11 protein-coding genes are annotated in these 15,367 nt (G+C 69.3%); 5 read left to right on the top strand and 6 right to left on the bottom strand.

The window, feature by feature from the left end:
* The first annotated feature begins 184 nt into the window (after positions 1–184).
* The 4 genes from sucC (at position 185) to RAB71_RS15960 (ending at position 6,789) form a co-directional block, all read left to right on the top strand.
* Entirely contained in the window at positions 185–1,354 is a 1,170-nt protein-coding gene (sucC, locus tag RAB71_RS15975) for an ADP-forming succinate--CoA ligase subunit beta (protein WP_010342227.1), read from the top strand.
* A gap of 22 nt (positions 1,355–1,376) precedes the next feature.
* The gene (gene sucD, locus RAB71_RS15970; RefSeq protein ID WP_010342226.1) at positions 1,377–2,252 is read left to right on the top strand and encodes a succinate--CoA ligase subunit alpha; all 876 of its coding nucleotides are present in this window, start codon (positions 1,377–1,379) and stop codon (positions 2,250–2,252) included.
* 382 nt (positions 2,253–2,634) lie between these two features.
* Positions 2,635–4,692 carry a pyrroloquinoline quinone-dependent dehydrogenase gene (locus tag RAB71_RS15965; protein WP_010342225.1) on the top strand — a complete coding sequence of 686 codons (2,058 nt, stop codon included), beginning with the start codon at positions 2,635–2,637 and terminating at the stop codon, positions 4,690–4,692.
* Between the two features lie 459 nt (positions 4,693–5,151).
* Complete coding sequence (locus RAB71_RS15960; protein ID WP_010342224.1) at positions 5,152–6,789, top strand: NAD+ synthase; 1,638 nt, start codon at positions 5,152–5,154, stop codon at positions 6,787–6,789.
* Positions 6,790–6,992: 203 nt separating this feature from the next.
* Here RAB71_RS15960 and egtD read toward each other — a convergent pair whose 3' ends face one another.
* Both egtD and egtB read right to left on the bottom strand, forming a co-directional pair.
* A complete protein-coding gene (egtD, locus tag RAB71_RS15955; RefSeq protein ID WP_010342223.1) occupies positions 6,993–7,976 on the bottom strand; it encodes an L-histidine N(alpha)-methyltransferase in 984 nt (327 codons plus the stop codon).
* Positions 7,973–9,262 carry an ergothioneine biosynthesis protein EgtB gene (egtB, locus tag RAB71_RS15950; protein ID WP_010342222.1) on the bottom strand — a complete coding sequence of 430 codons (1,290 nt, stop codon included), beginning with the start codon at positions 9,260–9,262 and terminating at the stop codon, positions 7,973–7,975. The genes egtD and egtB overlap by 4 nt, the downstream gene beginning before the upstream one ends.
* A gap of 70 nt (positions 9,263–9,332) precedes the next feature.
* On the opposite strand from egtB, the gene RAB71_RS15945 reads away from it, so the two are divergent.
* Positions 9,333–10,541, top strand: a complete 1,209-nt coding sequence (locus RAB71_RS15945) for an aminotransferase class V-fold PLP-dependent enzyme (RefSeq protein ID WP_010342221.1) — start codon at positions 9,333–9,335, stop codon at positions 10,539–10,541.
* A gap of 145 nt (positions 10,542–10,686) precedes the next feature.
* Here RAB71_RS15945 and RAB71_RS15940 read toward each other — a convergent pair whose 3' ends face one another.
* The 4 genes from RAB71_RS15940 to RAB71_RS15925 all read right to left on the bottom strand — a co-directional run bounded on the left by RAB71_RS15940 (position 10,687) and on the right by RAB71_RS15925 (position 15,237).
* Complete coding sequence (locus tag RAB71_RS15940) at positions 10,687–11,658, bottom strand: IS110 family transposase (RefSeq protein ID WP_353940057.1); 972 nt, start codon at positions 11,656–11,658, stop codon at positions 10,687–10,689.
* A gap of 339 nt (positions 11,659–11,997) precedes the next feature.
* Positions 11,998–13,500, bottom strand: a complete 1,503-nt coding sequence (locus RAB71_RS15935; protein WP_010344380.1) for a glycine betaine ABC transporter substrate-binding protein — start codon at positions 13,498–13,500, stop codon at positions 11,998–12,000.
* Positions 13,497–14,234, bottom strand: a complete 738-nt coding sequence (locus tag RAB71_RS15930; RefSeq protein ID WP_010344379.1) for an ATP-binding cassette domain-containing protein — start codon at positions 14,232–14,234, stop codon at positions 13,497–13,499. Before RAB71_RS15930 ends, RAB71_RS15935 begins: the two co-directional genes overlap by 4 nt.
* A 52-nt stretch (positions 14,235–14,286) precedes the next feature.
* Positions 14,287–15,237: a hypothetical protein gene (locus RAB71_RS15925; protein ID WP_029562308.1), complete on the bottom strand. Its 951-nt coding sequence runs from the start codon at positions 15,235–15,237 to the stop codon at positions 14,287–14,289.
* Between the last annotated feature and the right edge of the window lie 130 nt (positions 15,238–15,367).

Below are 15,367 nucleotides of genomic sequence, written 5' to 3'. Positions count from 1 at the left end.
TGCGGTCCGCCAGCCGATGGCGCCACCGCGGACCTCCCCGGCGTCCTCGGCCGGGTCGGCGCGCCGACGCTTTTGCGCCGCCGCCCTCGGTCGGCGACAATAGGCGTCCCGTCCGTACCGCTCCCGGCCGCCACTCAGGGCCCGGATCGCTGCGGGACGGCCGTTCCTTTTCCCACGGTGACGCATGAATTTCCACGAATATCAGGCAAAACAACTGCTTGCCGAGTACGGCATCCCGGTCCCGGCCGGCAAGGTCGCGGCGACTCCGGAAGAAGCGGTTGAAGCCGCCAAGTCGCTGGGCGCTGGCCCTTGGATGGTCAAGGCGCAGATCCACGCAGGTGGTCGCGGCAAGGCCGGCGGTGTCAAGTTCTGCAAGACCACCGACGACGTGAAGGCCGTTGCCGAGAAGCTGCTCGGCACCAAGATGGCCACCTACCAGACCGCCGGCGTCGAGCTGCCGATCAACCTGGTGCTGGTGACCACCGCCGGCGAGATCGTCAAGGAGCTGTACCTGTCGGTGCTGGTCGACCGCGGCACCCGCACCATCAGCTACATCGCCTCCTCCGAGGGCGGCATGGAGATCGAACAGGTCGCCGCCGAGACCCCGGACAAGATCCACACGCTCAACGTCGACTTCGTCGAGGGCGTGCAGGGTTACCACGGCCGTGACATCGGCTTCAAGATGGGCCTGACCGCCAAGCAGGCCGGCCAGTTCGCCAGCATCATGGTCAACCTGTACCGCATCTTCAACGAGAAGGATCTGGCCCTGGTGGAGATCAATCCGCTGGCCATCCTGGACGACGGCAACCTCTACGCGCTGGACGGCAAGTTCAACAGCGACGACAACGCCAACTTCCGCCACAAGGAACTGGTCGCCATGCGCGACAAGTCCCAGGAAGACGAGACCGAAGTGACCGCTTCGGAGCTGGACATCAACTACGTCACCATGGACGGCAACATCGGCTGCATGGTCAACGGCGCCGGTCTGGCCATGGCCACGATGGACGTGATCAAGCTCAACGGCGGCGAGCCGGCGAACTTCCTGGACGTGGGCGGCGGCGCCAACAAGCAGCGCGTGATCGAGGCGTTCAAGCTGATCCTGTCCTCGGACAAGGTCGAAGGCATCTTCGTCAACATCTTCGGCGGCATCGTCCGCTGCGACATGATCGCCGAGGGCATCATCGCGGCGGTCAAGGAAGTGGGCGTCAAGGTGCCGGTCGTGGTGCGCCTGGAAGGCACCAACGTGGAAGAAGGCAAGCAGCTGCTGCGCGACAGCGGCATGGCCATCATCCCGGCCGACAACATCAACGACGGCGCCAAGAAGGTCGTTGAAGCTGTCAAGAACGCTGCCTGATCCACGACACCAAGGAACTCCAATGTCTGTTTTGATCAACAAGAACACCAAGGTGATCGTGCAGGGCTTCACCGGCCAGCAGGGCACCTTCCACGCCACCCAGATGATCGAGTACGGCACCCAGGTCGTCGGCGGCGTCACGCCGGGCAAGGGCGGCACCACCCACATCGACCTGCCGGTGTTCAACACCGTGGCCGATGCGGTGCAGAGCACCGGCGCCGATGCCTCGGTGATCTACGTGCCGCCGCCGTTCGCGGCCGACGCGATCCTGGAAGCGGCCGCGGCCGGCATCAAGGTCATCGTCTGCATCACCGAAGGCATCCCGGTGCTGGACATGCTGCGCGTCAAGAACGTGCTGACCCGTTCGCATCCGGACACCGTGCTGATCGGGCCGAACTGCCCCGGCGTGATCACCCCGGGCGAGTGCAAGATCGGCATCATGCCGGGCCACATCCACAAGCCGGGCAAGATCGGCATCGTGTCGCGTTCGGGCACGCTGACCTATGAAGCGGTCAAGCAGACCACCGAAGTCGGCCTGGGCCAGTCCACCTGCATCGGCATCGGCGGCGACCCGATCAACGGCCTGAACTTCGTCGACTGCCTCAAGCTGTTCAACGAGGACCCGCAGACCGAAGGCATCATCATGGTCGGCGAAATCGGCGGCGACGCCGAGGAAGCCGGTGCCGAGTACATCGCCAAGCACGTCAAGAAGCCGGTGGTCGGCTTCATCGCCGGTGCCTCGGCGCCGGCCGGCAAGCGCATGGGCCACGCCGGTGCGATCGCCTCGGGCGGCAAGGGCACGGCTGAAGGCAAGTTCGCGGCGATGGAAGCCGCTGGCGTCAAGACCGTCCGCTCGCCGGGCGACCTGGGTGCGGCGATCGCCTCGCTGGTGAAGTAAGGCGTCAGCGCCGCCACGGCAGCGACCCGTCTCCGGGTCGTCGCTGTCGCCGCCGCTGTCCGGAAAGGCCTCGCGCAAGCGGGGCCTTTTTCGTTTTGGTTGGCCGGTGTACGGCATCGTTGCGACGTGCCTGGTGTGACCGGCCGGGTGCGGGCGGCCACGCGCTGCAGCCGACCAGCCCCCTGCGCAATCAAGCGTTTGCGCCATCCCCGGGGTCGCCACTCGTCCCTGCCGACCCGCCATTGGTCCCCAGGCCTGGGGTTGCCGTCCCTGCTGCGCTGACAGGGCCCGGCACGACTCCGACACTGGCGCCACTTTCTTCGGCAGCGACAGGAGCGGATGCGTGATCAGGCGATGGCGGGCAGCGGTATGCGGGGCGGGCATGGCGATGGGTATCGGTGGCATCTGCGCGGCGGCGCCAGGCGACTGGGCCAGTTATGCCGGCGCGCCCGGCGGCGGGCAGTATTCGCCGCTGACCCAGATCACCCCGGACAACATCGGCCGGCTGCGCATCGCCTGGTCGTTCCGCACCGGCGAACTCGGCGCGGGCCTGCCCGATCCGGAACGGCGCCGCTTCGAGGCCAATCCGCTGGTGCTGGGTGGGCGCATGTACCTCACCACCGGGACCGGCATCGCCTTCGCCCTGGATGCGACCAGCGGCCGCACACTGTGGTCGTTCGATACCAAGGTCGCGCGCAACAAGCACTACAGCGACCCGGCCTCGCGCGGGGTGAGTTTCTGGCGCGACACGCAGGCGACGGCGGGCGCGTGCCGCGAGCGCATCGTGTACGGCACCCTGGATGCGCGGCTGATCGCGCTGGACGCCGCCGACGGCAAGCCCTGCGCCGGGTTCGGCAAGGACGGCACGATCGACCTGCATGCCGGCATCGACGTGCACGACAACGCCAGCGATGCCTGGGCCAACTATGCGGTGACCTCGCCACCGGTGGTGGCCGGCGACGTGCTGGTGGTCGGCAGCTCGATCGGCGACAACCGCGGGCATGCGCTGGAGCAGGGCGTGGTACGTGGCTACGACGCGCGCAGCGGCCGCGAGCTGTGGCGCTGGGATCCGGTGCCGCGCGATCCGGCCAAGGCGGCTGCGGCCGGATGGCAGCCGGCGCAGGCGGCCACGGTCGGCGGCGGCAATGCCTGGGCGCCGCTGTCGGTGGATCCGGCGCTGGGTCTGGTCTACGTGCCGACCGGCTCGGCCAGCCCCGACTACTACGGCGGCGAGCGCCTGGGCGACAACCGCGACGCCGACTCGCTGGTGGCGCTGGACCTGCACAGCGGCCGCCGGGTGTGGGCGCAGCAACTGGTGCACCACGACCTGTGGGACTACGACCTGGCCTCGCAGCCGGTGCTGACCACGGTGCAGACCGCGCAGGGGCCGCGTGCGGCCGTGTTGCAGGCGACCAAGACCGGCTTCCTGTTCGCCTTCGATCGCCGCGACGGCACGCCGCTGTTCCCGATCAGCGAGGTGCCGGTGCCGACCTCCGACGTGCCGGGCGAGCGCACCTCGCCGACCCAGCCGATGCCCGAGCCGGGGTTGCGTCTGGCACGGCATGCACCGCTGACCGCTGCCGATGCGTGGGGGGCGACGCCGGGCGCGCGCCGCGAATGCGCCGCGCTGATCGCCGGGCTGCGCTCGGAAGGCCTGTTCACCCCGCCCAGCGTGCGCGGCACGATCGCGCTGCCGGGCTGGGCCGGCGGCGTGAACTGGGGCGGCATCGCGGTGGATCCGCAGCGGCAGCTGGCGATCCTGCCGGTGTCGGACCTGCCGATGCAGGTGGCGCTGATCCCGCGCGAGCAGTTCAGCAAGGCCGAGCACGCGCGCCATCCGGACCAGCAGTTCAACGACATGGAAGGCACGCCGTACTACATGCGCCGCGGCATGCTGAGCTCCTCCGGCGGCATTCCCTGCGTCAAGCCACCGTGGGGGCGACTGGTGGCGGTGGATCTGCGTACGCGCAAGATCGCCTGGGAGCGCCCGCTCGGCACCCTGGAAGAGAAGCTGCCGTGGCTGCCGCTGGAGGTGGGCACGCCGCTGCTCGGCGGCGCGGTGACCACGGCCAGTGGTCTGACCTTCATTGCCGCGGCGGCCGATGCGCGCCTGCGCGCGCTCGACAGCGCCACCGGCAAGACCCTGTGGGAAGCCAAGCTGCCGGCCGGCGGCCAGGCCACGCCCTCGGTCTATGCGGTGGGCGGCAAGCAGTACGTGGTGATCGCGGCCGGCGGGCGCGAAGGCATGGGCACGATGGGCGATTACGTGGTTGCCTATACGCTCGACGGCGAAGGCAAGGAGGTGGTGTTCCAGCACGGCGTCGGTGTGCGCATGGCGGTGCTGGGCGCCGTCGCGCTCGGGTTATGTGCGGGAGTGGTGATGCTGTTGCGGCGTTGGCGCCGGCGGCGCCGTGCACGGACCGGTGCTGGCGTCCGCTGAAGCACTTGGCGCTGGCAGGTTAGCGCCTTGGAGTGATGCAGTCGGGACTGAAGTCCCTCCCACAGTGACGCCTCGGCACGTGCTGTCCCTGGCGTGAGCGCGGCTTCGGCGGCGACGCGCGGCGCATGCGCCAGCGATTTCTGTTGGTCGTGCATGTTGCTCGATCGTGGGTGCGACTTCAGGTCGCGACGCGGGGTGCCTGGCCAAGCGGCTTTCTCGGGCGCGCGCAGCGGAGAGAGCGTCCTGCGGCATCGCCGCGGCTGCCGCCATGTGCGCATCCAAGATGCGGCTTGCCCGGGCTGCACGCCGCATTCCAGCGTGGCGGCATGCGCATCATCGGCCGCAACCCGGCACAGCGCTACACTGCGCATGGCGCCGCGCGATGCAACGGCGCTGCGGCAGGTGCGATGCGCTCGCGTGGCGCCTGACGGTCTTCCATCCGTTCCTGCAAGGTTGCCTATGTCCGCCTCCCTCCGCCTCGCCATGGCCCAGTTCGATTTCCCGGTCGGCGCCGTGGCCCAGAACACCGACCGCATCATCGCCTTGATCGAGGAGGCGCGCGACGAGTACGGCGCCGACGTGGTGCTGTTCCCGGAGCTGGCGGTGAGTGGCTATCCGCCGGAAGATCTGCTGCTGCGGCCGGGCTTCTTGGCCGACTGCGAGCGCGCAGTGCAGCGCATCGCCGCGCAGGTGCGTGGCATCGTCGCGGTGGTCGGCTGGCCGCAGAGCGCCGGCAGCGTGGTCTACAACGCCGCCAGCGTGCTGCGCGGCGGCCGCATCGAGCGCACCTACCGCAAGCGCGAACTGCCCAACTACGCAGTGTTCGACGAGCGCCGCTATTTCGACGTGGACCCGGACGGCGAGAACTGCGTGTTCGAGGTCAAGGGCACGTCGGTCGGCCTGGTGATCTGCGAGGACCTGTGGTTCCCGGAGCCGCTGGCGGCGACCGTGCGGGCGGGTGCGGAACTGGTGCTGGTGCCCAATGCCTCCCCCTACGAACGCGGCAAGCATGCGCAGCGCGACGCGCTGCTGGCCGAGCGCAGCCGCGAGAGCGGCGCGGCGCTGGCCTATCTCAACGTGGTCGGTGGCCAGGATGCGCTGGTGTTCGACGGCGCCTCGGTGGTGGCCGACGGCGACGGCACCGTGCATCCGGCGGCGGCTGCCTTCACCGACCAATGGCTGGTGGTGGAGTACGACACCGCCGCGCGCCGCTTCGCGCCGCTGCGCTGGACCGACGACGGCGACGAGAGCATGGATGCGCTGGCCTGGCGCGCGGTGGTGCGCGGGCTGCAGGACTACTGCGCCAAGAACCGCTTTTCCAAGGTCTGGCTGGGCCTGTCCGGCGGCATCGATTCGGCGCTGGTGCTGGCGATGGCAGTGGACGCGCTGGGCGCGGACAACGTCACCGCGGTGCGCTTGCCGTCGCGCTACACCGCCGATCTGTCCAACGACCTGGCCGCGGACCAGTGCCGCGTGCTGGGCGTGAAGCTGGAGACGGTGGCGATCGAGCCGGCGTTCGAGGGCTTGCTGAGCGCGCTCGGTCCGTTGTTCGCCGGCACCGAGCCGGACGTCACCGAGGAGAACCTGCAGTCGCGCAGCCGCGGCGTGATCCTGATGGCGCTGGCCAACAAGTTCGGCGGCCTGCTGCTGACCACCGGCAACAAGAGCGAGTACGCGGTGGGCTACGCCACCATCTACGGCGACATGTGCGGCGGCTACGCGCCGCTGAAGGACCTGTACAAGACCGAGGTGTTCGGCCTGGCGAAGTGGCGCAATACGGTCGGCGGCACGCCGGTGATCCCGCCGGCGGTGATCGCGCGGCCGCCCTCGGCGGAACTGCGCGCCAACCAGACCGACCAGGATTCGCTGCCGCCGTACGACGTGCTCGATGGCATCCTCTACCGCTACGTCGACCAGGAAGAATCGCGCGACGAGATCGTCGCCGCCGGCTATGCCGCCGAGGTGGTCGACCGGGTGGTGCGGCTGGTGCGCATCAGCGAATGGAAGCGCCACCAGGCCGCGCCGGGGCCGAAGGTGTCGCGCCGCGCGTTCGGGCGCGAGCGGCGCTATCCGATCAGCAACGGGTACCAGGCCTGACGCGGTCGTCGACCTGGCATCTGCCTCATCTGTCTCATCTGTAGGAGCGGCTTCAGCCGCGACGGGCCTTACCAGGGTTGCTGGAAAGCCTGTCGCGGCTGAAGCCGCTCCTACGAGGGATCTACGCGAGGTTTCGTTGACAGGAAGCTACAGCATCGCGCCGTATTAGCTTTTACGAATCCCCAATCCCAAATCCCCACCCTTCAGACCGTTTGCAACAACCGCAGCCCGAACGCATCGTCCTGCGCATTCCAGCCATGACTGACGCGCAGGCCGGCTTCGGCGGCCATCGCCGCGAAGCTCTGGTCGGTGTACTTGTGGCTGTACTCGACCTGCATCGCTTCGCCTTCGGCGAAATCGAAGCGGCGCCCGGCCACGGTCACCTGCTGCGCGCACTGGCTGACCAGGAAGGTCTCGATCCGCTCGCGCGCTTCCGAGTACACCGCATGATGGCGAAACTGCGCCAGGTCGAAATCGCTGCCGATCTCGCGGTTGAGCCGGCGCAGCAGGTTCAGCGTGAATTCGGCGGTGACCCCGGCGGCGTCGTTGTAGGCGGCCTCCAGCAGCGCCGTGTCCTTGACCAGATCGATGCCGATCAGCGCGCAGCCGTCCGCGCCCATGGTCTGGCGCATCGAGCGCAGCAGGGCGATGCCGTCCTCGCGGGTGAAGTTGCCCAGGGTCGAGCCGGGGAAGAACACCAGGGTGCGGCGCGCGCCGCGCTGCGGCGCCGGCAGCGCCACCGGCGCGGTGAAGTCGGCGCACACCGGCAGCATCTGGATGTGCGGGAAGCGCTCGGCCAACCGCGCGGTGCTGGACATCAGCATGTCGCGGGATATCTCTATAGGCGTGTAGGCCACCGGCATGCGCAGGCCATCCAGCAGCAACTGGGTCTTGCGGCCGCTGCCGCTGCCCAGTTCCACCACGTGCGCGCCGGTGCCCACCGCCTGCGCGATCGACGGCATGCGCGCTTCCAGCAGGTCCAGCTCGGTGCGGGTCAGGTAGTACTCGGGTTGGCGGGTGATCGCCTCGAACAGGCGCGAGCCCTCGGCGTCGTAGAAATACTTGGACGGCAACTGCTTGGGGCTGCACGACAGGCCAGCGATCGCATCGGCGGTGATGTCGTCCGGCTGCGGATGCAGGTCGGTCAGGGCGGCTTCGGTGAGGGCACGGGCGGTTGCGGCATTCATGCGGGATCCTTGGCCAGGCGCACGCCGGCGAACTGCCACCGCGCATCGGAGGGGAAGAAATTGCGGTAGCTGGCGCGGATGTGATCGTGCGGCGTGGCACAACTGCCGCCGCGCAACACCCACTGCGCGTTCATGAACTTGCCGTTGTATTCGCCCAGCGTGCCCGACCACGGACGGAAGCCGGGGTAGGGCAGGTAGGCACTGCCGGTCCATTCCCAGACATCGCCGAACAACTGCTGCAGGCCAGTACTGGCCGGCGCCGTCGACTGCGGATGCAGCGCATCGCGTTCGACGAAGTTGCCGGCGACGGCGACGCCGGCCGCCGCCTGTTCCCACTCCGCTTCGGTCGGCAGGCGTGCGCCGGCCCAGCGCGCGAACGCATCGGCCTCGAACAGGCTGAGATGGCACACCGGCGCATGCGGATCGCGTTCGCGCCAGCCGCCGAGGGTGAATTCGCGCGCGCCGTCGGCATGCCAGTACAGCGGGCGCTGCCAGTCCTCGGCGCAACGCTTGGCCCAGCCGTCGCTGAGCCACAGCCCGACCGTGCGATAGCCGCCATCGGCGATGAACTCGGCGTATTCGGCATTGCTCACCGGGCGGCTGGCCAGCGCATGCGCCGGCACCAGCACGCGATGCCGCGGCGATTCGTTGTCGTAGGCGAAGTCGGCATGCGCCGGCCACGGCGCGGCACCGATCTCGCTGATCTGTTCGTCGCGCTGCAGCCAACGCAGGGGGGACGCCGGCGCGTGCTGCGTCGCCAGGTCGGCGCGATAGGCCGGGCCCAGTGGATTGCGCCAGAACGCGTGCTTGATGTCGGTGAGCAGCAACTCCTGGTGCTGCTGCTCGTGCTGCAGGCCCAGCTCCAGGATCTGCAGCGTCTGCGGCGCCAGCGTGCCGGCCTGCAACTGCGCCAGCACGCGGCTTTCGATCTCCGCGCGGTAATCCAGCACCTGCGCCAGCGATGGCCGCGACAGCAGGCCGCGATGCGGTCGCGCATGCGCCGGGCCGATGCTCTGGTAGTAGCTGTTGAACAGGTAGTCCCACTGCGGGTCGCGGGCACGGTATGCCGAATCGGCGCCGAGCACGAAACGCTCGAAGAACCAGGTGGTATGCGCCAGATGCCATTTGGCCGGGCTGGCGTCGTCCATGCTCTGCACCATCGCGTCTTCTTCGCTCAATGGTGCGGCCAGATGACGGCTGCGGTCGCGCACGCGGCGCAGGCGCTCGGCCAGCGTCGCGGCGGACGCGATGGGCGAGGGCGGTGACGCCGGAGAGATCGCTTGCATCGCCGCAGTCTTAGCGCTGGGGCGTGAACGGACCGTCACGCGTCGCGGACCGTGGCGTTACCCTAGGCACATGTCTACGATCGCCTCGCGCCACGCAGCCGGTCTGGCGTCCACCGGACAACTGGTCGACCTCGATGCCGCGGCGGAGGCGTTCGCCCTGCCGGCCGGAGTGCGCCACCTCGACACCGCCAGCAAGGGGCCGCGCCTGCACCGTGCGCTGGCCGCGGGGCAGGCGACGTTGGCCGACTCGGTCGCCCCATGGACGCTGTCCTTCGATGCCTGGCGCGGGCAGATCGAAGACCTGCGTGCGCTGGCGGCAGCCACCGTGTTCGCGGGCGACAGCGAAGGCGTGGCGATGGTGCCCTCGGCCGCCTACGGCCTGGCTATCGCGGCGCGGCAGGTGCCGTTGGCGCCCGGCGATGCGGTGCTGCTGCTCGATGGCCAGTTTCCGTCCAACCTGCTGGCGTGGCAGCAACGCTGCGCCGAGAGCGGTGCGCACCTGGCGGTGGTGCGGCGGGCGCCCGGACAGGACTGGACCGATGCGGTGCTGGCCACGCTCGACGCGCAGCCGCGCGTGCGTGTGGCGACATTGCCGAATGCGTATTGGCGCGACGGCGGTCTGCTGGATCTGGATCGGATCGCGCCGCGCGTGCATGCGGCCGGCGCAATGCTGGTGCTGGACCTGAGCCAGAGCCTGGGCGTGCTGCCGGTGCGGTTGGACGCCTGGCGGCCGGACTTCGTGGTCTCGGTCGGGCATAAATGGCTGCTCGGGCCGATCGGGCTGGCATGGTTGTGGGCCTCGCCGCACTGGCGCGCGCACGGCGTCCCGTTCGAGCAGCACTGGCAGGCGCGCGATCCGGGTGGCGACTGGCAGTTCCCGGCCGAAGCGCCGCCACCGTACCGTAGTGGCGCGCGCCGCTTCGATGCCGGCGGCGTGGCCGATCCGCTGCGCCTGGCGATGGCCAACGCGGCGCTGCAGCAGGTGCAGCAGTGGCAGCCGGCACGCATCGCGCAGCGGCTCGGTGAACTTGGCGCGGCGTTCGATTCGGAACTGCAGGCGCTGGGCGCGGGCGACTGGATCGCGTCGGGGCATGCGCCGCATCTGTATGCGCTGCGTCCGCCGGCGTCGACGATGCCGGTGTTGCTGCCATGGCTGCAACATGCGCAGGTCATCTGCACGCATCGCCACGGCGCGCTGCGCATCGCGCCGTACCTGCAGCTGACGGCGGAGGCGATGCGCGACCTGGCGCGCGAGATGGTGGCGGTGGTGCGTGGCTAAAGCACGCGTGTGCGAGCGTCGTCTGTCCGCGGCCGACGACCGATCCGAATCGTCGATTGTGTTGAGATGCATGCCTTCGTTCGTCGCGGCAGAAGCCGCTCCTACGAGAGACGCGGCATGCATGCCGTAGATACCGTCTTACCCCCTAGCAGGCAAGTCCCCTTTTCGGATCGAACGCCGTACCCGATTTGAGAACCCCGTAGGCCAGGTGCAGGAGCTTGCGCATGGCGGCGCACACGATCTGCTTGCCGGCTTTGCCGCGTTCGCTCAGCCGCTGTTTCAGCGTCCGGATGATCGGGTTGTGGGTCATGGCCACCAGGGCCGGCATGAACAGGCCCGCACGCAGGCGGGGCGAGCCGGTGCGCGAGATGCAGACGTGGCCTTTGCGGTCGCCCGACTGCTGCAGGCACGGATTCAGGCCCGCGAAGGCGGTCACCGCCGCGGCATCGGCGAAGCGCCTCACATCGCCAAGCTCGGCCAGCATCAAGGCCGCGCTGGTGTCGGCAATCCCCTGGATGCTCACCAGCAGCTCGCGCTGCCCACGCAAGGTCGGATCCTGGTCGATGTGGTCATCGATGGCCTGCTCGATCTGGGCGATGTGGTGTTGCAGATCGGCCAAATGGACCTGGATCGAGTCCTTCACCTGGGCCGGAGCGACGTCCAGCCGGTTGCGCTCCATCTGCAGCATCTGTTGCAGATCCTGGCGCCGGCGCACCAGCGCTTTGAGCTGCTTGAGCGCCGGCGGATCAGGGTGCCAACGGCGTAACTGCTCGCGGTGACGCAGGGCATAACTGGCGATCAGCTTGGCATCGCTGCGATCGGTCTTGACCCGGCTGAGCTGGCTGCGTGCGTACGCGGCCGTCTGCGCAGGGTTGAGCACGCACACCTGATAGCCTCGTGCGTGGAGGAACTCGGCCAGCGCCTGGTGATATGTGCCGGTGGCCTCCATGGCGATCCAGCTATCGGGCTGCGCATGCGTCTGCAGCCATGCCTGCAGGGCCTGGAAGCCCTTGGCATCGTTGGACAACTTGGCCTTGGTACGGTGCTTGCCATTGGTCAGATCGATGGCCGCATCGAAACTGCGTTTGGCGACGTCGATGCCGATGACGGGAGACATACGCGATTCCTCCATCGTGTCAGGGTCATGATCGGCGCTGGGCCCGGTCCTGCCTTGTCGATGCGAGTTCACGCCCGGGAGCGGACTCTGGATACCGTTCGGACACACAAGGGCCAGCATGTGGAGGGCGGAGCCGATCTACGATGCAAGCTCGAAGCTTTAGGAGCGACTGGACCTGCCACACCTCCTCCGATGATCAGTCGGAAGACATGACGCCTGTCTAGGGGCGACATGTCCAGATACAAGGAGCGGCTTCAGCTGCGACCTCTACGTCGGTGTGAAGCGTGTCGTGTTGCCACGGGTCGGCACACGCGCAACTCTCCAGGCGCTGCACCTGCTTCACCGCCGCGCCGCCAGGCGCAACCCGCGCGGCGTCAGCACCCGCTCCAGCAGTTCGAACAGGCCCTGCACCAGCAACGCCAGCAGTGCGGCCGGCACCGCGCCTTCCAGGATCAGGCCGAGGTCGTCCAGGCGGATGCCGGTGAGGATCGGCTGGCCGTAGCCGCCGGCGCCGATCAGCGCGCCCAGAGTGGCGGTACCGACGTTGATCACCGCCGCGGTCTTGATGCCGGCGAGGATGGTGCGCAGCGCCAGCGGCAGTTCGATTCGCCACAGCCGGGTGCCCGGCGGTAGGCCCAGCGCGGCGGCGGTCTCGCGCAGTTCGCGCGCAATGCCGGTGATGCCGGCGTGCGTGTTGCGCACGATCGGCAGCAGGCTGTACAGGAACAGCGCGGCGATCGCCGGTTTGGCGCCGATACCGAACAACGGGATCATGAACACGAACACCGCCAGCGACGGCAGCGTCTGCAGCACGCCGGTCAGGGCCAGCACCGCCTGGCCGAGCCGTGGCCGATGCGCGGCCAGGATGCCCAGCGGCAGCGCCACCAGCAGGGCCAGGCCCAGCGACAGCCCGACCAGCGCCAAGTGCTCGCGGGTGCGTTGCAGCAGCCTTGGCAAGCGGCCGTCCTCGGCCGGCGCGGCGATGCCCAGCCAGTGCGCGGCGATGGCGCTCTCGGCGCGCTTGTCGAGCTTGGCTTCGGCGTTGAGCCGCTGCATGGTCGCCGCGTCGATGCGTCCGCCCAGTCCCTGCAGCGCCTGCACGAAGCGCGGCGCGCGCTGCGCCAGGTCGGCGCGGTACAGGAACACCGCGGCGTAGCGCGGGAAGTAATGCCTGTCGTCCTGCAGCACCAGCAGGTCGTGCGCGGGGATCTCGGCGTCGGTGCTGTACAGGTCGGTGAGGTCGATCGCGCCGCTGTCCAGCGCGCGGTAGGCGAGGTCGTGGTCCAGGCCGGTGGGCACCTGCGGCAGGCCGTAGGCGTCGCGCACGCCGGGCCAGCCGTCGGCGCGCGAGACGAATTCGTTGCTCAGTCCGAACTTCAGCGTCGGATGCGCGGCCAGGTCGGACAGGTGCACGATGCCCAGCGCCTGCGCGCGTTGCCGGCGCATGCCGAATGCATAGGTGTTGTCGAAGCCCAGCGGCGCGCTCATCGCCAGGCCGCGCTGCGCCAGCGCCTGCCGCAGCGCGGCGTCGTCGGCGCCGGGCATGTGCAGCAGTTCGGCGGCCAGGGTGCCGGTGTACTCGGCATAGGCGTCGATCGAACCCTGTTCCAGCGCGCGCCACAGGATGCGGGTGCCGCCGAGTTGGCGCCGGTGCTCGACCTCGACGCCGGCCTGGCGCCCGGCGCCGGCGGCGATCTCGCCCAGCACCACCGCTTCGGTGAAGTTCTTGGAGCCGACCACGACCTTGGGGTCGGCGGCGGCGGCCGGCAGGCTCAGCAGACTGGCTGCTGCACCGAAGGCGAGCAGCGCGACCGCGCGCCAGTGCGCGCCCAGCGACGTCATCGCGCATCCTCCAGGGTGCGCTGCGCCTGCAGGAACTGGCCGACGAACGGATCGGCCGGCGCCTCCAGCAACTGGCGCGCGCTGCCTTCCTGCAGCACGCGGCCGCCACGCATCAACACCAGCGTGTCGCCCAGGTAGGCGGCCTCGGCGACGTCGTGAGTCACCAGCACCACGGTCTTGCCGAGCAGTGCGAACAGGTCGCGCATCTGCGTCTGCAGTTCGTGGCGCACGATCGGGTCGAGTGCGCCCAGCGGTTCGTCCAGCAGCAATACCGGCGGATCCAGCAACAGCGCGCGGATCAGCCCCACGCGTTGGCGCTGGCCGCCGGACAGCTCGGCCGGGTAACGCGCCAGCAGCGCTTCCGGCAGCCGGCACAGCTCGGCCAGCTCGTGCAGGCGCGCGGCGATGCGCGGTCGCGTCCAGCCCAGCGTGCGCGCCAGCAAGGCGGCGTTGTCGCGTGCAGTCAGGTGCGGGAACAGCCCGCCTTCCTGGATCACGTAGCCGATGCGCCGGCGCTGCGCCAGCAGGGTGGCGCGGCGCAGCGGTTCGCCCTGGAAGCGCACCTCGCCGCCATCCGGCCATTCCAGCCCCAGCAGCAGGCGCAGCACGCTGGACTTGCCGGCGCCGCTGGGGCCGATCAACGCGGTGGTGCGGCCGGGGGCGATGCAGAGATCGACCCGGTCCAGCGCCAGCATGTCGCCGTAGCGGCGGATGACCCGATGCAGTTCGAACATCGCCGCAGCATAGCCGCAGGCGGCGACCACGCCGCGCGAAGACGCGGCCGGCTCAGCGCGCGGCGTCGGTCAGCAGGTCCAGCGTCGGTTTCGGCCGGCTCAGGTCGTACATCAGGCCGAAATGCGCTTCCGCGCCCTGCTGGTCAGGCTGGTCGAGCAGTTCGTAGAGATTGATCTCGGCGACCACGTCGGCGTAGTCGCTGCGCAGGGTCTGCAGCAGTTCCGCCACGCTGTCGTAGCAGGCGCCGTCGCCGGGATGGCCGCCATCGGTGTTGCCGGTGTAGATCTCGGCGCAATTGAGCTCGTTGACGTAGACCTTGGTGGCGTATTTCTGCGCGGCGGCGCGCACTTGTCCGAGATACAGGTCCATCCAGTAGCCGCGCTCGCCGTGGAAGGCGTAGTAGTGGAAGCTGATCCGGTCGAAGTCGAAGCCGGCGGCCTTGGCCTGGTCCAGGAACCACAGCGAGCCGTTGCGGTCGCCCGGGCAGCGCGCGTTGGCCGAATGATCGTCGCTGTTGCAGGCGGTGATGTTGATGGTGAACTGCAGGCCGGCGCCCAGTTCGTCGGAGGCCTGCTTCATGCCGCGGTACATCGTGGTCATCGCCGCGATCCGCGCCGGCGCGGCGGCACGATCCAGGTCCTGCTCGTTGCCGATCTCCCAGACCTTGATGTCGTTGGCATAGCGGCGCGCCAGTGCGTAGCCGATCTCGCGCGACATCGGGTACACCATCGGCCGCAGCGCGATGTTGTACTGGCGCGAGAGCTGCACCAGCCGGTCGAGCACGGTGAAGTTGCGCGGGTCCACGTCGAACCGGTAGCTGCGCAGGTTGCGCTGATCGAGCAGGCGGAACACCGCCTCGCTCTGGCTGAGCGGGTAGGCCTGGCGGCCGTCGTGACCATTCACCCCGTACACGATGGCCGGTGCCGCGGCGGCCGGGAGGGCGGCGATGGCGAGGACGGCGGCGAACAACCACAGCAGCGGGCGCAGGATGGGCATGGGCATGGTCCCAGCGGATCGGCACGGAGGAGGTGTGCGGGCAGCCTAGCAAGCCTGCGCAGCGGTCTGGCCGACAATCGTCCGGATTGGGGCGCGCGTCGCAGTCCGCAGCGCCGGGCTGGCCCGGCGTCGTTGC

The sequence above is a fragment of the Xanthomonas sacchari genome, from assembly GCF_040529065.1.
Classification (GTDB): Bacteria; Pseudomonadota; Gammaproteobacteria; order Xanthomonadales; family Xanthomonadaceae; genus Xanthomonas_A; species Xanthomonas_A sacchari.
Note: the sequence above shows the minus strand (reverse complement) of the source record. Positions and strands in the feature narration are given on the sequence as shown.